The sequence below is a fragment of the Streptomyces sp. NPDC059201 genome, assembly GCF_042754585.1.
In the GTDB taxonomy this organism is placed as follows: domain Bacteria; phylum Actinomycetota; class Actinomycetes; order Streptomycetales; family Streptomycetaceae; genus Streptomyces.
In genome coordinates this window covers 313,817-333,595 of the sequence record NZ_JBHZBB010000011.1, presented here as the reverse complement: position 1 = coordinate 333,595, position 19,779 = coordinate 313,817, and the positions used below count along the sequence as shown (strand labels likewise).

At 67.4% G+C, this 19,779-nt stretch carries 10 protein-coding genes and 3 pseudogenes; 6 read left to right on the top strand and 7 right to left on the bottom strand.

The window, feature by feature from the left end; all coding sequences use genetic code 11:
- Nucleotides 1-7: 7 nt before the first annotated feature.
- The gene (locus tag ACFXMG_RS31220; RefSeq protein WP_383830854.1) at nucleotides 8-208 is read right to left on the bottom strand and encodes a hypothetical protein; all 201 of its coding nucleotides are present in this window, start codon (nucleotides 206-208) and stop codon (nucleotides 8-10) included.
- 477 nt (nucleotides 209-685) lie between these two features.
- Here ACFXMG_RS31220 and ACFXMG_RS31215 point away from each other — a divergent pair, with 477 nt between their 5' ends.
- Nucleotides 686-1,300, top strand: coding sequence for a YdeI family protein (locus ACFXMG_RS31215; RefSeq protein ID WP_383830857.1), 615 nt, complete (start codon nucleotides 686-688; stop codon nucleotides 1,298-1,300).
- 72 nt (nucleotides 1,301-1,372) lie between these two features.
- Here the strand turns inward: ACFXMG_RS31215 and ACFXMG_RS31210 are convergent.
- Nucleotides 1,373-2,204, bottom strand: a pseudogene (locus ACFXMG_RS31210) (helix-turn-helix transcriptional regulator); the annotation flags it as partial.
- Here ACFXMG_RS31210 and ACFXMG_RS31205 point away from each other — a divergent pair.
- From ACFXMG_RS31205 to ACFXMG_RS31195, 3 genes and pseudogenes are all read left to right on the top strand, one after another.
- A pseudogene (locus tag ACFXMG_RS31205) lies at nucleotides 2,196-2,551 on the top strand (site-specific integrase); the annotation flags it as partial. The pseudogenes ACFXMG_RS31210 and ACFXMG_RS31205 sit on opposite strands and share 9 nt — an antisense overlap.
- Before the next feature lie 55 nt (nucleotides 2,552-2,606).
- On the top strand, nucleotides 2,607-3,269 hold the full coding sequence (locus ACFXMG_RS31200; protein ID WP_383830860.1) for a class I SAM-dependent methyltransferase: 663 nt from the start codon (nucleotides 2,607-2,609) through the stop codon (nucleotides 3,267-3,269).
- Nucleotides 3,239-3,724, top strand: coding sequence for a sulfurtransferase TusA family protein (locus tag ACFXMG_RS31195; protein WP_383830869.1), 486 nt, complete (start codon nucleotides 3,239-3,241; stop codon nucleotides 3,722-3,724). The genes ACFXMG_RS31200 and ACFXMG_RS31195 overlap by 31 nt, the downstream gene beginning before the upstream one ends.
- A 51-nt stretch (nucleotides 3,725-3,775) precedes the next feature.
- On the opposite strand, the gene ACFXMG_RS31190 is transcribed toward ACFXMG_RS31195, so the two are convergent.
- The 5 genes and pseudogenes from ACFXMG_RS31190 to ACFXMG_RS31170 form a co-directional block, all read right to left on the bottom strand.
- The gene (locus tag ACFXMG_RS31190) at nucleotides 3,776-4,786 is read right to left on the bottom strand and encodes a SpaA isopeptide-forming pilin-related protein (protein ID WP_383830863.1); all 1,011 of its coding nucleotides are present in this window, start codon (nucleotides 4,784-4,786) and stop codon (nucleotides 3,776-3,778) included.
- Between the two features lie 53 nt (nucleotides 4,787-4,839).
- The gene (locus ACFXMG_RS31185) at nucleotides 4,840-5,142 is read right to left on the bottom strand and encodes a hypothetical protein (RefSeq protein WP_383830866.1); all 303 of its coding nucleotides are present in this window, start codon (nucleotides 5,140-5,142) and stop codon (nucleotides 4,840-4,842) included.
- 466 nt (nucleotides 5,143-5,608) lie between these two features.
- A pseudogene (locus tag ACFXMG_RS31180) lies at nucleotides 5,609-6,165 on the bottom strand (transposase family protein); the annotation flags it as partial.
- Nucleotides 6,166-6,719: 554 nt separating this feature from the next.
- Nucleotides 6,720-7,250 carry a hypothetical protein gene (locus ACFXMG_RS31175; RefSeq protein WP_383818492.1) on the bottom strand — a complete coding sequence of 177 codons (531 nt, stop codon included), beginning with the start codon at nucleotides 7,248-7,250 and terminating at the stop codon, nucleotides 6,720-6,722.
- Nucleotides 7,251-7,327: 77 nt separating this feature from the next.
- Entirely contained in the window at nucleotides 7,328-13,144 is a 5,817-nt protein-coding gene (locus ACFXMG_RS31170; RefSeq protein ID WP_384119895.1) for an RHS repeat domain-containing protein, read from the bottom strand.
- Nucleotides 13,145-13,904: 760 nt separating this feature from the next.
- Between ACFXMG_RS31170 and ACFXMG_RS31165 the strand changes: the two genes are divergently transcribed.
- Complete coding sequence (locus tag ACFXMG_RS31165) at nucleotides 13,905-17,006, top strand: FG-GAP repeat domain-containing protein (RefSeq protein ID WP_383818495.1); 3,102 nt, start codon at nucleotides 13,905-13,907, stop codon at nucleotides 17,004-17,006.
- A gap of 717 nt (nucleotides 17,007-17,723) precedes the next feature.
- On the top strand, nucleotides 17,724-19,628 hold the full coding sequence (locus ACFXMG_RS31160; RefSeq protein WP_383818497.1) for an FG-GAP repeat domain-containing protein: 1,905 nt from the start codon (nucleotides 17,724-17,726) through the stop codon (nucleotides 19,626-19,628).
- The last annotated feature ends 151 nt before the right edge of the window (nucleotides 19,629-19,779 follow it).

Sequence of the window (19,779 nt, the reverse complement as noted above, 5' to 3'; positions counted from 1 at the left end):
GAAACGCTCAGTGTGTGGAATGCTCGCTGGAGAGCTCACGCCTCGGGAGTTCACCTTCCGGATTCACCAGCGCCACGGTCAGGGGCTGCCCCTGACCAAGCGCCTCGCTGAACTCGACGACGAGCACGACATCCTCGAATACGGCGACAGGACCGTGGACCAGGTGGATGCCGAGGTCACCGCGGAAGCCCGCCGCCTCGCAGCCCACCCCACGGCTCCCGCCGAACCCACGGATTCGCCTAGCGGATACACACGGACCGACCCGCGAGTTCCCGCTGAACAGACTTCGGTTTCCCTGAACCTACGGGCCTCTCGGGGCTTGGTACTGGTGGACTCGCCTATTCGACTGTCGACAGTTTCGCCTGGGGGTCAGCCTGCTGGTGACCGTACGTGGTCGTCGGCGTGGCGACTCCCGTCTTCTCCGACCTCGGATGCGGGGCGGGTCGCGATGACGTCGTGGTAGCCGAGGGCGTCGACGACGGGGCGGTCATCTCCAGGACCCACTGTGACGGATCGCTCCGGTCCGGGCGGCGGCTGTGGGGACGCCGAGGTCGTTGCGCCGACCGGAAAGGACAGCCGTTCTTCACGGTGGCGTCGGCGAGGGCGAGCCAGGCCGACATCGACACCACGGGCTCAACGAGTCACCCCGACAGGTCGCGACACCTGGTTGCGGCACTAACCTGCGGTGGTGACCGGAACCGAGCTGGATGAGTTGATCGTTGCCGACGGCGCGGCGCTGCGCGCGTGGCTGCTGGACAACCACACCGCCTCTCCTGGCGTGTGGCTCGCCCTGACCAGGAAGGGCGGCACCGTCACCACACTGACCTGGCAGCAGGCGGTCGACGAGGCACTGTGCTTCGGCTGGATCGACGGGCAGGCCCGCAAGCGCGACGAGGAGAGCTCCTGGCGGCGGTTCACCCCGCGCCGGCCGCGCAGCGTCTGGTCCCAGCGCAACGTCGCCAACGTGGCCCGGTTGGAGGCGGCCGGCCTGATGCAGCCCGCAGGCCGCGCCGCGGTCGACGCCGCGAAGGCCGACGGGCGGTGGACGGCCGCCTATGCGCCGTCATCGGAAGCGGAGGTGCCGGCCGACCTGCGCTTCGCAATCGCCGCCGACCCAGCGGCGCAGGCGATGTTCGAGGTACTCACCAAGACCAACCGCTTCGCCCTCATCAGCCGGGTCAATGCCGTCAAGCGGGCCGAGACGCGAACCCGGAAGATCGCCGAGTACGTGGCGATGCTGGCCCGGCACGAGACGATCCACCCGCAGAGAGCCAGGCCGGCGGACCCGCCGGCGTCGTGACCGGGCTCCTGCCGGAACGGACAAACCCAGCCTATTGAGCCGAACTGTTCTCGAAGCCCTGCCTCGTCCGCTTCAAGACGGGTGAAGGTCTCCGCTGGTGCGCGGCCGGCCGTATCGTTCGACGAGGGCGTTGCCGATCGAGGCCAGTTGGTCTCGGACCTCCGGAGGGCCGGTCACCTCGACCCATTCGACCAGCCCGGAGAGCTCGCCGGCGAGGATGTACTCATGGGGGCCGCGGATCACGACCTCGATGCGGCCATCGGTCGTGGAACCTCCCACGTCGAGCCGGTCGCCGAGCGCCATCCGGAGGATGCCTATCCCGTCGGGTGTGCATACCGCCTGGACCTCCAGCGGCGTTCGTTTGCGATCGACCTCTTTGGCGATCTCGTACCAGCTCTCGGCAAGGTCGAAGTCCCCGGGTCGGTGCACGGGGTCGCCGGTCGGGTCGGCGGACGACACGCGGTCGATCCGGAAGATCCGTCGGCCGGTCTCGGTGTTGGAGACGAGATACCACACAGGACCTTTGGCGACGATGCCCAGCGGGTGGACGGTTCTCCGGGTTTCGACGCCTTTGCTAGCGAGGCGGCCGGTGCTCGATCCGGCTCGCCCCCCATCGCTGCGGGTCTACGACCAGCGACGCCGCCGCTGCCTCGGCCTGCACCTGGAAGGGCTTCGGTAGAGCATGGACGAGCTTGCGCAGAGCTGCTTTCATCGCCGGCGTCGCATCCGAGGCCGGACCGACAGCCAGGAACAGGGCGCGTGCCTCACTGGCGGTCAACCCGGACAGGTCGGTACGAGCGCCGCCCACGAGGCGCCAGCCGCCGCCTCGGCCCTGCACGGAGTACACGGGCGCCCCGGCCATGGCCAGGGCGTCGAGGTCACGTCGGGCGGTGCGCTGCTCAAGGGCCACACCCGCGGGCCCGTGTTCGTCACGCACCGGCGCCCCGGTCCGGGGAAGGTCGTCAGACCCGTGACATCTGCCCGGACACCGGCTTCGCCCGGTTGTCGTACGGGCAGGCCCGCGCCCTGCTAGACGAACACACCGCTGTGTGCGGGCCGGGCACCGGCTGGGACCTGCACGAGTACCGGCACTCCTCCCTGACCCGATTCGGCGAGCAGGGCGCCTCCCTGCTGATGCTGATGGCCAAGTCCCGGCACAAGAAGCCGGAGAACGTCCGCCGGTACTTCAAGCCCTCCCCAGAGGCCATCGCGGAACTCACCAGCCTGCTCGCCCCCCGGGATGCCCTGCGCTGTCCGGCAGACGGCACGTCTAGGCTGCTCGGAGTAACACCGGGAGGGAAAGACCGTGGCGGACGAGCAGGAGCTGGCCGAGACCCCGCGTCGGCACTGGCAGGACACCTACGCCGCCCACCCGGGCATGTACGGCGAGGAGCCGTCCGAGCCCGCGGTCCACGCCGCCGCCGTATTCCATGCTGCGGGGGCCCAGGACGTGCTGGAGCTGGGGGCCGGGCACGGCCGCGACGCGCTGTTCTTCGCCCGCGAGGGCTTCACCGTCCAGGCCACCGACTTCAGCCCCGTCGGGCTGGAGCAGCTGCGCGGCGTCTCCCGTTCTCAGGGGGTCGAGGAGCGGGTGACCACCGCGGTGCACGACGTGCGCGAGCCCTTGCCGCTTCCGGGCGACTCGGCGGACGCGGTCTTCGCGCACATGCTGCTGTGCATGGCGCTATCGACGAAGGAGATCCACGCCCTGGTCGGCGAGGTCCGCCGCGTCCTGCGGCCCGGCGGCGTGTTCGTCTACACCGTGCGGCACACAGGCGACGCCCACTACGGCGCCGGAATCGCGCACGGCGACGACATCTTCGAGCACGGCGGCTTCGCGGTCCACTTCTTCGGCCGCGAGCTGGTCGATGCCCTCGCCGACGGCTGGACTCTGAACGATGTCCATGCTTTCGAGGAGGGCGAGCTGCCCCGCCGCCTGTGGCGCATTACCCAGTCTCTGCCCCGCTGAACGAGATCCCCGCTCCGTCGGCGTACATCACCGTCGACGGCACCGGCCTGCTGCGCGTCACCCTCCTGCTGAGGCTGCGCGCCCGCATCGCCGACGCAGGAGCGGGCACGGTCGTCCACGTCGTCGCCACGGACCCCGCCGCCCCGCTCGACCTGCCCGCCTGGTGCCACATGACCGGCCACAGCTACCTCGGCCCGGTCCCCGACGACGCCGGTCGGCCGGTGTACGCCCTGCGGCTGGCCGCTGACGCGCGGTCCACCCGGCCGGACCCCCCTGGAACCCGGCCGCGCCGGGCCGCTGAAGACGTCTCACTCCTCCTCGGCGGCGTCCGAGTCGCGCAGCGGCCGCAGGCCGCCGGGCAGGTCCGGCACGGAGGGTTCAACCCCGTCGGCCGGCAGCGGGGTCGCGCTCGGCGACGTGCCGCGCAACCGCGTCGACGCCAGGGCCGGCCGTAACGCCCCAGGGAGCGCACGGAGGTGTGGCGCGAGCCCGCACCGTGATCGTTCTCAGCGCTGGGTGGTCGGGGTCTCCTGCTCGTCCTTCGTCTTCTTCCGCCGCACCGCGATCAGGGCCCCGCCGCCGACAGCGATCAGGAGGCCGCCGGCCGCGAGGAGCCAGGTGTTGGAGTCCGCCCCCGTGTTCGCGAGGGAGCCCTTGGCAGGCGGGGTGGTCGGCGGGAGCACGGGTGCGGTGGCGGTGGACTGGCTCGGGGTCGGGGTGACCGGCGGGGTCGTCGCAGGCGTGGTGGGCGGGGTGCTCGGGGTGACTGGCGGTGTGGTCGGCGGGGTCGTCGGAGGCGTGGTGGGCGGCGTGGTCGGCGGGGTCGGGGGCGTGGTGGGCGGCTGGGTGGGCTTGCCCTTCTTGGTGTTGGTGAAGGTGGCGGTGGTCTTCTCGGCGGGCTTCGCGGTGATCTTGACCGGGGTGGTGTCGAGTTCGTAGCCGGTGGGGGCCTTGGTCTCGGTGCCGATGTAGGCGGTGCCCTTGCGGGAGGAGACGAGGAGCTTGGTGGTGGCTGTGCCGTCCTTGCCGGTGGTCAGGGTGACCGCCTTGCCGGTACTGGTGGCGGGGGTGATGTTGATGACGGCGCCGGCCAGGGGCTTGCCGGTCTTCTTGTCGGTCTTTTTCACCAGCAGCTCGGCGGGCTTGAAGGTGTCAATGATCGTGAGCTTCGCGGTGTACTCGGGGGTGACGATGACGTCCTGGTCGGGGGCCAGGTCGTGGAGGGGGCTGCCGGAGTCGGTCTCCTTGAGGCGGTAGGTGCCGGGGAGGACGCCCTCGAAGAGCAGGATGCCGTCAGCGTTCGTCTTGCCGGTCAGGGCCTTGGTGCCGTTGAGGGTGTCGAGGAGAGCGAACACTGCTCCGGCCAGGAGGGTGCCATCCGGGTCCTTCTTGGTGATCTCGACGGCGCCCGGCGGGATTTCGGGGGCGCTGGCGAACGCGGTCGGGGCCCAGATCAGGGAGCTGGTCGCCAGGGTGGTCGCGGCGACGGTGGCCGCGGTACGGCGGGGGGCACGCATGAAGAAGGGGTTCTCCTCGGTCAGGTGATTGGTGGGACGCCTCGCGGGCGGAGTCAGTGGGAGCGGGCAGCCGGCGTTGGGCTGGAGGCCGGGACGGAGCGTGCGGGAGGCGGGCTCGTCCGCAGGGGGGTGGAGGTGGCTGCGTGCCGTCGGGAAGCGGCCTGGACGATGGCGCGCTGCCTGTCCATCGGCATGCTGGCGATGCGTTCGACGGCGTCGGCGGTGTCGGGGCCGAGGCGGCGGCCGGTGAGCTGGGTGACGGCTGCGGCTTCGGCGAGCATGCCCTGGTCCAGCGGGAGGCCGAGCATGTCCATCACGTAGAAGCGGGCGTTGCTCAGGGTCTCGGTGACGGGCATGCCGTCGTGGGTGCCGCTCTCGGCGAGGTCGAGTACGGCCTGGGTCGCTTCGTGGAGACGGGTGAGCAGGACGGTGTCGGTCGCCCAGAGCGTGGCGTGCCACCGATCGGCCCACGGGCCGGGTTCGGCGACGCTCCGGGCCGCGGTGAGGGCAGGGCACGAGACCTGGACGAAGTCGATGATCGCGGTGCGCAGGCCGGTGAGGTCGGCGCCGCCCCAGGGAGGCAGGCCGTCCTCGTGCCAGTCGCGTACGACTCCGTGGGCGGCGCCGGGCCCGAGTTTGGCGTCGCGGCGGGTGAACGTGCCGTGGTCTGCGAAGCGGAGGTGGCAGACGTCGAGTTCTCCTCGGTCGGTGTGGATGACGGACAGGCGCAGGCCGTCGAACTCCCCGGCCCTGATCGTCCGGGCGAACTCGATGCGCAGCCGGATCGGCGAATCGGCCGGGGAGGCGTAGTAGACAGCCGTCTGATGGGTGTGGTCACCCAGGGACCGGCGCCGATGTAGGCACGGTCGGCAAGAACGGGGACCCCCTGGCGTTCGCAGATCCGGATGATGCGGTGCGCGGGCCGCGGTCAGGTCATGGGTACGGCCGGGCAGCGCGGGCGAGATCCACAGCAGCTTGCCCGCGGGATCGGCGACGACCTGCACGTTCACGCCGTGACGGCGGTGCTTCTGGGAGAAGTCGGCCCGACTGTCGCCGACCCGGTCACACTCGGCGAGCGTCCCGTCGAGCAGGACGTAGTCCGGATCGGCCTTGCGCAGAACCCGCAGGAGGCCCGGCGCCCGGCCGGACAGGTGCCTGACGACGGCCTGGACGTAGGCGTGGGCGGTGCCGACGGATATGCCGAACCCGGCGGCGATCTGCGCGAGCGTGTCGTGCCGGCGAAGGTAGACCAGGCCCACGAGAGCACGCTGGTGGGGCGGGAGCTTACAGCGGCGGTCACCCTCACGGGTGACGATGAGCATGGATACCCACTCGACCAGAGCATGAGGCAGGTCGAGTGCGGCAGGATGGGGAACCAACAGGGCTCCTGTGCCGATGGGTTGAGACTTCGAACACCTCCCTCAACGGCACGGGAGCCCTGTGCGTTGCGGTCCTCATCCTGACTCGGCCTGGATCACTCGATCAGTGGCCACTCTGAAAGAGCTCAGTGCTCGCCCAGCACACACAAGGTCGCTGACCTCATCAAGGCCGATAGAAAGGGCTAGAAATCCAGCCCGGCGTGTGGTGAGAGGACGCACGTCGGCCCTTCGAGCATCCGGACCCCGCCGGCAGTCGGCGTCGCTCCCATGGTCTTCTCTGACGGGATTCATGGCGGCCTGTTTATAGTCGCCAACCGCGCTGTCGGTCGGGCCGTGAGGGCGGAGGCCTGTGGGGTCAGCTTTGGTGAGTGGGTTGTCGTGGCCGTAGGTGTCGGCATCAACGGGGTAACCTCAAGTACGGGGCAGCCCACTACACTGACACAGAACCACGAGCCGAATGATCACCGGCCAGCAAAATACCGGCAGGAAAGTCAGAATGGTTCACAGACATGGGGCGACTATCGTGCAGCAGCAGCGCAACTCACGGTCTCATCTCATGAGCCGATGAACATCGATGCCACGAGGCAGGCCACCCCTGCCAAAGCAAAGACGTCCGCCCTCCACTCCCATGTCAGAGCCCTCTCCACCACACCACCTGCCCGACCGTTCCTTCGCCTGCGGACATGTCTCTCTATGCGGTCGGCAGCCTTTGTCGATGTCCCCACGAAATGGTCAATCAGCGATCTGCCAAATGCCATCGAGTTAATCTCACGACCATCAGAGGTGGCCAAGGAAAGACCCTGCGAACTCGCGATTGAGCGTACTGAACCCACTGGAACGGTGTACGTAAGAAGCGGATTTACGATCTTCACGGTTGATCCCAGAAGGAGAATCCTGGACCCAGCGAATCGCCAGATCACAAAAAGCATCTCCAGCATCAAAGAAGCCGCCTGAAGATCTTCCCTTTTAATGTCTCCCCACCCCTCCGCCATCACATCGGCAAGGATGACCAAAATGACCAAAGTGAACAGCATCGAAAACACCAGAAGGGATCGACGCCTCAACACCATCTTGCTCTTTGTCATCTAATTACCCCAGATTTCCATCACCGCAAGGGTGTGACACTGCGGCGAGGCGGCGTCACACCCTTGACAGCTTACCTTCAGCAGGACCCCTGATAGGAACTAGACCATTCGACTCCATTTCCTCCGTAAGCGCCAAGGCTAGTTCCACCTGCCCCGCAGAACCCTACGTTGAAGCCCGCATTCACGGCCATGTTGCCGTAAGTGGCTCCCCAGTTGATGGCTCCATTGGGATTTTCGACGGTCGTCCACGACTTCGGACTACCGCCGACACCTCGCACCCCGGGAACCTTGGTTTTGATAGCGGTCGGCACGCGACTGAGCGCCTTGGTGCCGAAGGCCTGCGTCCAACTGGTGGCACCGCCGAAGGAGCGGCCGAAAACGCCTGCGGCCCCGCCACCGGCTGCCGTCCATGCCAGGTCCTTACTGAAGGACCTCACATCCGGCTGCCCCGCCATGTCCCAATTCACTCCGAATTTCACAGTCGCAATGCTAGCTCCGGCGATGATGCAGGACCCCGCCGAGACAACAATACAGGTCCCGAATCCGACTACCGTCAATCCGGTTTGAATTCCATCCCAGTTGTCGGCGACTAGAAGTTTGGTGTTGGACCAGGCGGATCCCCAGTTCCCCTTCTTTATGCTGCCCAGGATGCCATCACTCTTGCGCTGCTCAATGGCTCGCCTCTCGGCAGCCTTGGACTTTATTGCGGCAACTTCCTTCGCGTCGTAGTGATAAACTTTGTAGTTTGCCGGGTCCGCGCGGTACGCCTTGTATTTCCGTTCGGAATCGCAGTCCTTGCGCGGGCTCTGGTTCCAGACATACTGGCCGCTCTTCTGAGTGTAGTAGCCGGTGGTCATGCCCCGGTCCTGGGCCCAGTAGGAGTCGGCGACGCCGTTGCCGCCGACCGGGCCGTCGGGGCGCAGGCCCGTCGGGTCCGACTTTGTGAGCGGGTTGTTGTGGCCGTAGGCGTAGGCGTTCATCTGGGCCGGGTCGGCGAAGTCGATGATCGGGTCCACGGAGAGGAAGCGTCCGAGGGTCGGGTCGTATTCGCGGGCGCCGAGGTGGGTCAGACCGGTGGGATCGTTCGTACCGCCGACGAAACCGCGGGTGCCGAAGGCCGCCGGCTGGGAGGTGCGCAGCTCGCCGAAGGGGAGTTGCTTGCGGTGGGTGACAGCCAGAGTGCTGACGTTGATGGCGGTCAGGGCGGTGCCCTGGTGGTCGCCGACGAGGTAGGAGATGGCCGATCCGGTGTGGACCGCGACGGTCTCGCCGGCGTGGGTGTAGTAGCGGGTGGCGGTCTTCGTGGTGCCGTTGGCCGCCAGCTTCAGTTCGTCGCCGTTGGGCAGGGTCAGCACCTGAGTGCCGTCCGCGTTCTTGGCGAGGAGGCGGTTGCCGTCGGCGTCGTAGAGATAGCTGGTGGTCTCGCCGCCCTCGGTGAGGGTGGCGAGGTGGCCTTCGACGTCCCAGGTGAGGCTCTGGGCCCTGGTGCCGATGGCGCGGTGGGTGGTGTTGCCGGTCGCGTCGTACTGGAAGGTGCTGATGCGGCCGTTGTCCGGGCCTCCGGTGACGGTGGCCTGGTCCACCGCGTGCGGTCGCGCGGCTCCGCCGGGGGTGTACGCGGTGGTGGCGCCGGTGAGCTTGTTCTGCTGCTCGGTGCGGTTGCCCAGTTTGTCGTACCCGTAGGTGAGCCAGTATGCGTTCGGGCCACCGACGCTGGTGGTGGTCGGTGCCGTGGCGCAGTCGGTCTTCGCCGTCCATGCCTGGGTCAGTCGGCCGAGCTGGTCGTTGGTGAAGCACTGGCGGTCGGTGGATGCGGTGGCGTCCTGGCCAGTGGTGCTGGTGATGCCCGTGACGTTACCCGCCGGGTCGTAGGTGTAGAGGGAGCGTTCGACCCGCTGGGGGGCGAGGTAGCGGTCGGTGACGCGCTCGACGAGCCGGCCGGTGTGGGGGTCGTATGCCTGGTCTCGCCAGACCTTCTTGTCGAGGGAGTCGCCAAACTCGGTACGAGTGGGCCGGCTGAAGTGGTCGTACCTGACGTTGGCGACGAGCACGATATCGCCGCCCCGCGTCGTGCGGTACGGAAGGTCCTCGGCGTTGTAGCCCGTTATGACCGTCTCTGCACCGATGTTTCCGATCGCCGGATTCTCCGTCCAGCTCAAGGCGCCGGTCTTCTCGTCGTATCCGTATCGCCAGCTGTAGGTGCCGGCAAGGCCGCCTGCGGCTGTGGGGACGGTGAGGCTTGACGAGGTCGGCTGGTACCGGTCGTTGTATCCGCCGACCTGTTCCTTGTACTCGACGCCGTCGGCGTAGCGGCTGCTGCTGGTGAGCTGGCCCTTGGCGAGTGTGTCGTATGTCCACTTCGCGAGGGTGGTGGTGCCGTTCTTGAGCTCGGTCTTGCGGCCGAGCTTGTCGTAGACCGTGGTGAGGGTGTTGCTGCGGGCGTCCTTCGCGGTGACGATCCGGCCCAGGGCGTCATAGGTGAGGGTGCTGAGGCCCTTGTCGGGGTCGTCTACCTCGGTCTTCTGTCCTCGGCTGTCGAATGTGTACGACCAGGTGTTGCCGGCCGGGTCGGTGACCGAGGTCGGCTCGCCGTATTTGCCGTATGTGTAGGTCGTGGTCTGCGGCTGGGTCTGTCCGGCGCCGGCGTACTGGGTGAGCTGGGTCGTGCGGCCTCTGGCGTCGGTCACCTTCGTGGTGGCCGTCCCGCCCTTCGGCGGAGTGACGGTGACCCGGTCGCCGTCGTAGGCCGTGTTCGTCTCCCATTTGAAGTCGCCGAGGTAGTAGGAGGCTGCCTTGGTGACGCGGCCCAGGCCGTCGTAGGTGTTCTTGGTGACGTTGTCGACCTGGTTCTCCTCCTTCGCCGTGTAGAGGTTGGTGGAGGGAGCGACGTCGCCGTAGTAGGCAGCGAAGGTCTTCCACGCCCAGCCGCGGGTGTCGTAGCGGGTCTCGGTCAGGACCGTATGGGTGGTGCCGTAAGCCGGCGTCTGCGTCTGGCGCTCGCGGAAGAGGCCGTCGTAAAGCGTGTACGTGACGCGGTACTCGCCGTTCTGCTTGATCGTCTTCGTGGTGACGGCGTTGGCCTGTGTCTTGGAGATCTTGTATTCGTATGCGACCGACGGCTGGGTCGCATGGTCGGCCTTGGACCAGCCGGGCTGCCACACCTTCAGGACACGCCCGAGGCCGTCGTGGACGGCGTCGGTGCGCTTGCCGTTGGCGTCCACGGTGGCGGTGGCGACGCCGCGCAGCGGGTCGTAGGTCGTCGTCGTGGTGTGGTTGAGGGCGTTGGTGACCTTCACCGATGTGGGGATGCCCGTCGCCGGGGTGTATGCGGTTGTTGTGGTGTTCCCGAGCGCGTCGGTGTCCGTGAGTTCACGGCCGTGCTGGTCGTAGGTGTGCTTGGCGGTGGTGAGGTACCCGGTGCCCGCAGCGTCCTGCTCGTCGAGGCGGGTGACGTCCCCCTTCACCGGGACGGCGGTGAGCGAGGTCGCGTTGTCGTAGTAGCGGCGCTCGGTGGAGATCAGGTCGGCCGGCAGGATCGTCGGCGCACCGCAGGACTTCGCCACGGTCTTGATCTCGGAAGGCAGGCCGAGGATGTCACCGGGCGCGTAGGTAGTCGTGGTGCACTCCTCGTCGCCGGACTTGGCGGTGTCGCCCAGCCGGGATTCGGTGAGAAGGTTGCCGTTCCCGTCGAAGGTCCGCTGGGTCTCGGTGGTGCGCCAGCCTTGGCCGACGGCGGTGCGGGTCCTCTCCTTCGCCCCGCCAGTGATGTAGGCGTGACGGGCGGGCAGTCCTCCTGCGCGGTTCTCGGTAGCGGTTGCGGCGGATACCCACGGGGTGTAGCTCGTGGCGCTCACCAGCTCGCCGCCGTCGCCGTTGTAGGTGGCCTCTTCGCGGACCATGCCGGCGAACGCCTCGTGATCGGTGACCGCGACAGGGGTCGTGCTGCTGTCCTTGACCTCGTCACCGGGGATGCCGCGGAAGTAGCGGTACTCCTTCAGCGTCTTCGCGAAGGGGTCCGCGCCGACGCGCACCTGGACCCGGCCGAAGCCCTTGCGGTCGCTGTAGGTGAGGTGCTTGGCCTGGGTGAACTCGTCATCCTGGGCGAGCGTCCACTTCATGCCGTCGGGGTAGCTGTATCCGGTGCGCTTGGCCGGGGCGCCGCCGGTCTTGTCCTCTTCGAGAACAAATTCCACGGCGTAGGCGTGGAACCAGTCGAGGTAGGGCTCGTAGTTCTCGCCGGGTGCCTGGGGCGGGGACCACTTCACCGGGTAGCAGCGTCGGTTGTTCGAGGAGGGCGAGGGAACGCTGCTCGCGGAGCAGTCCTGAGGGGTGTATCCGATGCCGATGGTGCCGCCGGACTCGGTGTGGATCGCGGTGACGCGGTAGCGGCGTAGGGCGTCTACCGGGTCTGGCTTTCCACCGGTCGTCGCGCCCAGGACCCGGTTGGGCAGCGAGGTGCCGTTGAAGCCGACCGGGGGCAGTGTGACGTCTCCTGTGCCGGTGTGGCCGGTGCGGGTGATGGACTTCAGCCACAGGGGGGCTGTGCCGTCGCCGGTTCCGGGGAAGTTTGAGTCCAGGGCCCAGGTGTCGACTGGCGTCCACGCGCTCCCGGACCAGTTCTGGGAGGCGATGGTGGTGAGCTTGTAGCGGGTCCAGAAGGACGGTGAGTAGCGGTTCTTGCATTCGGTCCCGGAGGCGCAGTACTGGTCGAAGGGTACGTCCGGCCAGTTCTTCGCGTTGGTCGCGTCGAAGGTCGAGCAGCCGGTGATGCAGCGCTCGGAGTAGACGAAGGCGACCCTGACGGGGGGCTGGGTGTAGACGGTGTCCTTGTTGAAGCCGTACTCGATGCGCTTCAGGTAGCCGCTGCGGTCGTACACGGTGGCTGTGGAGGAGCCGGTGTTCGGGTCGACGTTGCGGCCGTAGTAGTTGGTCTCCTCGCCCCAGTAGTACGTCATGGCGTCGCCGTGCGGGTCGATGACGTAGTCGAGGTTCCAGCGCCATGCCTGCTGGCACCAGGCGTCCTTGAAGGAGGCGTTGTAGCAGGGCTCGTCTACGTGGTTGCCGAAGACGGGGACGGTCCAGGTGGAGCGGGTCTCCTGCTTGCCGGAGACCCAGCCGTCCAGCCGGTTGGCGCCGAAGTAGTACTGGGTGCCGTCAGGCGTGGTCACCTTCCAGTACTCGCCGTTTTCGTCACCGTTGTTGTCGCCGTAGTTGTTCCCGGCGACGCTGACCGCCTTCTCGATCGTGGTGCCGTCGTCGGACTGCAGGTGCCACTTCCCGGTGGCACTGTTCCTGATCAGCTGGTTGGTGCGGCCGTTGAGGTTAAGGACGGCGTTGTCCTTCTTCCAGCACAGGTCGCCGACCTTGGCGGTCGCGTAGTTGCTCCCCGCCTTGTCGTCCATGCAGGAGACGTACTGGCGCTCGATGTAGCCGGGCTCCATCGTCCAGCCGTCACCGATGCCGCCAGGCTGGTTGTTGGTGGCAGCGGTGCGTCCGTCGAGAGAAGTGGAGCTGTAGCCGATGGACAGCTTGGGGCTGACGTCACCGGGGACGTCAGGAACGGTTAGGTCGTAGCTCCAGTTGAAACCGCCGCTGCTGCCGCCCGCCGACCACGAACCGGAGGGGGACAGGGGTGTCGCCGTGTAGTTGCCGGAGGCGCCGCTGGCGCCGGCGGTGGCCGCCAGAACGGTGGCTTCTCCGGCCATGGCCGAAAGCGAAACTGGCGCGCTGAGCTTCCCGGACTCGGTGTCGTTGACCGTGGGCAGGTCGGTCGCCTTGTCACACCCCTCAGTCTCGGGAGTGGTGAGCGCGCAGGCCGGCAGGGTCTTCAACTGCAGACGCGAGGCCCAGTCGCCTCCATAGGCGTGGCGGAATGCCTCATAGTCGACCTCCACTTGGACCTCGCCCGTTGCCGTCTGCAGTGGCTGGACGGCGATCACGACGCCCTCGACCCCGAGCCGATCCGCGGCGTCCCGGCCCAGAACGCGAACCCGAGTCCTTTCTCCGCTCTTCGCGCCCGGCTGAATGACCCGGACACCGGAGACGGTTGAGTCGGCCAGCGGGAGTTGCGAGGCGTTGGTCTTCGCGGACCGCAGGAGTATGGATGCCTGGCTGAGGCTCTGCTCGCCCGAGGCCGCGGCGGGCCATGTGACGTTTGGGGCCTTCCACGTGGTGTCGGTAGCTGCCCGGTCGTCGGCCGGCGTTGCCAGAGGCGTCACGGGTTCGACCTGTATGGGGTCGACCTGTTTCGGTGCGGCCGGTGTCCAGGCGACGGCAGCAGCTGAGACGGGTCCGCCTAGGAGGCCCGCCGCCAGAAGCCCAGCCGTCAGGACTGAAACCGTCCCGACCATCTGACTGGATCTAGATGTTCTTCTCATGTGCGGTTGCCCCACCCCTTTGGTACATGCGCGATACACGCAGATCATGAACCGACCGAAGCTAACAAGCCCACGGACGGAAGTGAACATCTGACTGAAAAGCAAGCTGCTACTAGATCAAGTTGTGACTAAACCTGCAGGCCAGAACACTTCATGTCCTTCTGAACCTGCATCAGATGGATGAATTCCAGACAAGTGGCAAGGTTGGGCCCCCTGGAGTCGGGACCACCGCTCATGCGACCTACTGTTCGAGGCGATCCATCCAGGGAGGGGAAGCGTGAAGAATCGCACCACCAGAAAGAGACCGGCGCTGGCCGCCGTCGTCGTGGCGTCCACGGCAGCGGCGTTGCTCGGCACCGCGCTTGCGCCGCAGGGAACGGCAGCGCCTGCCGCCGATGGCACGGAACCGGGACTGACCGCCTCACCGCCGCCGTCGCCCGAGGAGCTCGCCCTCCAGGAGGCGAAGGAGACCGGCGGGCAGGCCGAAGTCATCGCTCGTCGTACCGAGAACTCTCAGCTCTTCGTCGACGCATCGGGCACATTCACCGAAGACCGCTATGTGCTTCCCCGGTGGACGCTGCAGGACAACGCGCTTGTCCCCATCGACACGACGCTCGTCAAGACCGATGACGGCCGCGTCACCACGCGCGCGACCAAGGCCGACATCTCGTTCTCCGCCGGCGGTACAGGCACGACCGTCACACTGGGCCACAACAACCAGGCTTTCGCCCTCAGCTGGCCGCAGGCGCTCCCAGAGCCAAGGCTCAACGGTGACACCGCCACCTATCCCGAGGTACTGCCGGGCGTCGATCTGCTTCTGCGCGCGGGTAACTCAGGGTTCAGCCAGCTCCTGGTCGTCAAGACGCCCGAGGCAGCCGCGAACCCCGAGCTGGACACCATCCGTTTCGGCATGTCCACCGACGGCGTCGATGTCGCGACAGACCCCCACGGCAATCTGACCGCGACCAACTCGCTCGGCCAGGAAGTCTTCACGGCTCCGGCACCCCGCATGTGGGACAGCTCTGCGCCCGCCGGCCTCGCCCGGACAGCCATGGCACGGGCCCAGACGACCTCACCCGACAATCTCTTCGAGCCTGGACAGGCAGCCAAGCAGGCCGATCTGGACGTATCTGTCGGTGCCGGCTCGCTCTCGCTGACTCCGGACCAGTCCCTGCTCACCGGCGAGGACACGACCTACCCGGTGTTCATCGACCCCGAGTACGCGATTCCCGGCGCACGGGAGGCGTGGGCCATCGCGTACCAGCGCACCCCGAACACCGCCTACTTCGGTGGGGCGGGCTGGCACAACTCTGACGAGTCGGTCGGGACGAACACCGCTCGTGTGGGCTACGAGAACGTCACCAACGGCCTTGCCCGCTCCTTCTTCCGCATGGACACGAACAACCTGTGGAACACCAAGAAGGACATCAAGTGGTCCACATTCTTCATTGAGAACAACTGGTCCTGGTCCTGCGAGCACCGCCCGGTCGAGCTCTGGCTCACCGGCGGGATCTCCTCCGCGACCACCTGGAACAACCAGGACAACGATGACATGTGGGCGACGAAGAGCTACGTCGTCGACGACGCCCGCGGCTGGAGCAGCGCGTGCCCTGGGGGGAACCTGGCCTTCGACGTCACCCCGGAGGCGGTGAAGGCACAGAACGGAAAGTGGGGCGCCATGACGTTGGGGCTCCGCGCCTCCAACGAAAGCGATGTCTTCGCCTGGAAGAAGTTCGACGCGGGCTCGGCCAAGCTGAGGACGGTCTACAACACGTACCCCAACGCGGTGAGGTACCCCGACACCAACCCCGACACGGGCACGACAGAGTGCGTCGCCAATCAGGGCATGCTCACCAAGACACTGGGCAACACCGATCTCATGCTCCGGGGTGTCTTCTCCGATCCTGACGGCGGCATGGTCAAGGCCCGCTTCGTCCTCTGGCCCTCGGGGCACCACGACTCGGGGCCGAAGATCAACACCACCGTCGACGTGACGTCGGGCAATGGTGCCAGCCTCATCGTCACCAAAGAAAAGCTGGAGAAACTCGCAACCGCCTCAGGCACGGAAACCTTCTTCTGGTATGCCCGAGCAGAGGACGGCGAGCTCAGCGGAGCTTGGACCAAGTCCTGCCAGTTCGTTTTCGACTCCAGCAGTCCCGAGACTCCTCCGACGGTCTCCTCGACAACGTTCCCGGACGGAACGAACGGCTGGCCCGCGACCACCGGGATGGCGCGCGATCCCGGATCCTTCAACGTGATCGCCCACGACTCCGGTCCCTCACCGAAGATCGAGTACTGGACCGACTGGGACCCCACCGTCCGCAAGACGACCGGAACGTGGGTGACCCTCACCCTCAGACCGCCATCGGCCGGCCGGCACATCCTCAGCGTGCGCTCCATCGACGCGGGCGGAAACATCTCCCTCACCACCCGGTACTCGTTCTACGCCAACAGCCCTGGAACTCCCGATGCACCCGGTGACCTGAACGGCGACGGCACAGCCGATTTCTACGGCGTCCGCACCGACGGCGAACTGTGGATCTACAGCGGCCAAGGTGACGGCGGCCATGCCGCCGCCAGCGTCGCCTCGGGGCAGGACTTCAGCGGGTCCTCGATCTCCCACCGCGGAGACTGGAACCAGGACGGATACGAAGACCTCATCGCCCTGGTCCCCGGCGCCGACGGCAAGAAGGAGCTCAAGCTCTACCCGAACAACGGCTTCGGCTATGCCTGCACGTCGTCGGTGGACGAACAAGCGGACGGCGCCAAGTACTGTCAGTACGACGTGGTGACGTTCGACCTTCCGAAGCGTGCTGCCAACGTACCCCTGCTCTGGGCAGACGCCAGTGAGATCCTTGCGGTGGGTGATGTCGACGGCTTCATCGACCAGGACACAGACGGCGTATACACCGAGGGCAAAGATATCCCCGCCCGCCCCGACCTGCTCGTCAAGCGAGCCGGCGAGCTTTGGCTCGTCTTCGGAACCTCAAGCAAGAACCTCGATACGGTCAAGGACCCGATCAAAGTTGGCACCGGTGGCTGGACAAACCTCAGCCTCGTCGCGCCTGGTGACTACGACAAGAACGGACACGTCGACCTCCTCGCCCGGGACAAGGCCAGCGGCGAACTGAAGCTCTACCGCGGCATCGACAAGAGCGGCATGGGCCTCGGGAACGGATCGGCCTCCAGCGTCATCGGCGTCGGCTGGACCGTTGCCAACCGTCCGCTCTTCACCGCCGTGCCCGACGCGAACGGTGACGGAAAGTCGGACCTCTGGGCCACGAGCGGCGATGGAAAGCTCCTCTTCTACTCGAACCCCGCCGGAGTGGGCACCGTCGTCGGTAACGGGGGCTGGAGCGAGTTCCAGAGCCTCTCCTGACCCCGACACCAACACCATCAGCAAGAAACCGTCCTGCTCGCAGGAGAGCCGCAAGCGTCGATAGGGCCGCCAAGCGGTAAGGCAACGTGCAGGCGCTCGGCTGGAAACAGCCGAGCGCCTGCCATCACGATGGCCGACCGCAAGGCTGCAGTCACTGGTCTCGCGGTCACGTCACTCACCTCCGCGTCCGGTGATCTCAAACTCGTTCGGTTCCCGCTCGCCAGACGCAACGGACGGCCGGATCCCGGGGCTGTACGGGGCATGAGCCTGGCCCGAACCGACTTCTGGCAGCCCTGTCTACGGATCCGTACAACCTTGAACGGCTGTTACAAGTCTGGTGTGAGTGATGTGAACGTCCCTCACACCGCAGCACAGGAGGTCCCACCCTTGAAGCACCTCAGCCCGGCCATTGCCCTAGCTGTCGCCTTGAGCGCAGGTGCCTTGAGCACACCGGCGTTCGCGGCTCCCACGGCTGAGTCGGGACCCGGGATGACGGCGGACGCGATCGCACCGCTGGCCATACCCGCCGATTCCGTACTGCTCAGCGCCGGGAAGACAGGCATGCTCAGCCGGACCGGGACCGGTGGCGCGGCGGTGCACCGCTGGACGCGTCTGTCGGACGGTGCCACCACTGTGCTGCCGGCCGGGTCCTACTGGGGGAGCGCAGGTACCGATCTGGTCGTGTCCCAGAAGGGGGCCGTGTTCACGCTCACCGACATGAGCGGGACGACGGGGCCGGTGGTGATCGACACCTCGGCGTTCAACACCGCCGCCACCCGGTACACGCTGGACCGTGTCGTGGGCGAGTCGCTGCTGATGACAGCGACCGTGGGCGGCGCCGAGGAGTTCCATCTCGTCTCCCGGGGCGAGGACGGCCAGGTCGGGGACCGCAAGCTCGACCTGGCCAAGGGTTCGCGGCCGATGTTCAGCTACTCCTCCGGCCCAGACAGCCTGGCCATCTCCTACGGGGAGCCGATACAGAACGGCTACTACCGTGGGCGGCTCAGCACGGTGGACGCGGCCACCGGGGAGATCACCGCCTCCCACTACTTCCTCCCGGAGGCGCTCGACACCGCGATCGCCGTGACGCCGAACCACCTGACCTGGGTGCTCGGCCCGTACGGGGACAACCCGCAGCTGCAGGTGCTCTCCCGCGCCACGGACGCACCGGTGGCCACCACGCCGCTGCTGCGCCGGCAGATACACGGCCTGACGGTGCACCACGTGGGCGACTGGGTGACGCTGGTCAAGCCGGGCGGCGGCACCGCGACCTCCCCCCACCCGTACACCCCGCTCACCGCGAGGTCACTGAACGGCGCGGCGGACGTGCCGCTGCTGGACCACGCGGCCTCGGTGGCGAACAGCCCCGACGGGAGCCTGCTCGTCCTCGGCGGCACCCTCACACACGGCGAAGGCCTGTACCGGATCGCCCAGGACCCCGCCACCGGCAAGCCCACCGCCACCCTCCTGCGCTCCTTCAACCGGCCGACCGCCCTGGCCGTGGTGAAGGAGAACCTGCCGCCGGCCGGCACGCTCGACTTCGACCGCGCGGGCGGAAAGCTGAACGCCGGCTGGACTCTCAGCCGCTTCAACGCCGGCACGACCCTGACGCTGACACACACGGCGTCCGGCCGGACCGTGAAGATCGTCCAGCAGCCGCGCGCGGGCATCACCACCCACTCCCTCACCTGGAACGGCCTCTACAAGGACGGCCTCCCGGCCTTCAACGGCGGCTACACCTGGACGATGAAGGCCGCCCCCGCCAACGGCGTCGGCCCGTCCATCGAGCGCAAGGGCTCCTTCACCCTCACCCGCGCGCCCCGGCCGCACGACTTCGACGACAACGGCTCCCCCGACGTCCTCGCCCGCCACTGGGACGGCCATCTCTCGTCGTACGACATCCGGCAGATATGGAGCCTCGAGCCGTACGAGTCGCCCTACGAACTCCCGATCGGCGGCGGCTGGAACGTCTACGACCGGATCCTCGCCGCCGGAGACCTGGCCGGCACCCGCACCGGCGACACCGTCGCCCGTGACAAGAGCGGCATCCTGTGGCTCTACCAGGGCAGAAGCGGCCACAAGACGCCCTTCGCCCCGCGCACCCGGATCGGCGCCGGCTGGGGCATCTACAACCAGCTGGCGGCCGGCTCCGACCTGACCGGTGACGGCCGCCCCGACCTCCTGGCCACCGACAAGACCGGCGTGCTGTGGCTCTACCGCTCCACCGGCAACCCCCAGAGCCCCTTCGCAACCCGCAAGAAGGTCGGTGGCGGCTGGGGCGTCTACAACCAGCTCACCGCCACCGGCAACCTCGCCGGCGCGGGCGCGGGCGACCTCGTCGCCCGCGACAAGGCCGGAGTCCTCTGGCTCTACCTCGGGAAGGGCGACGGCACCTTCGCCGCCCGGACACGGATCGGCGGCGGCTGGAACACCTACGACGAGATCATCGGCATCGGCGACGTCGACGCGGACGGCCGCAACGACCTCCTCGCGTCGAACGGGTACATGACGGACGAAACCGTCCTGTACGTCTACCGGGGAACCGGCCAGTGGAAGACGCCCTTCACCCCGCGGCAGTCCGACTCGGTCGAACAGCGAGCCTGGCTCGGAAACCTCTTCTGACCCAGCAGAACCTCCTGCCAGCGGCATGCCTGAGGCCCTGGCCTGAACCTAGGCATCGCGCTCACACGACGACGAGGCGCCCCCCCTGGGACTGGGCGGCGCCTCGTCGCCGTGCCGGCAGTCAGCAAACGGGCTTGAGGTGGGCGGCCTT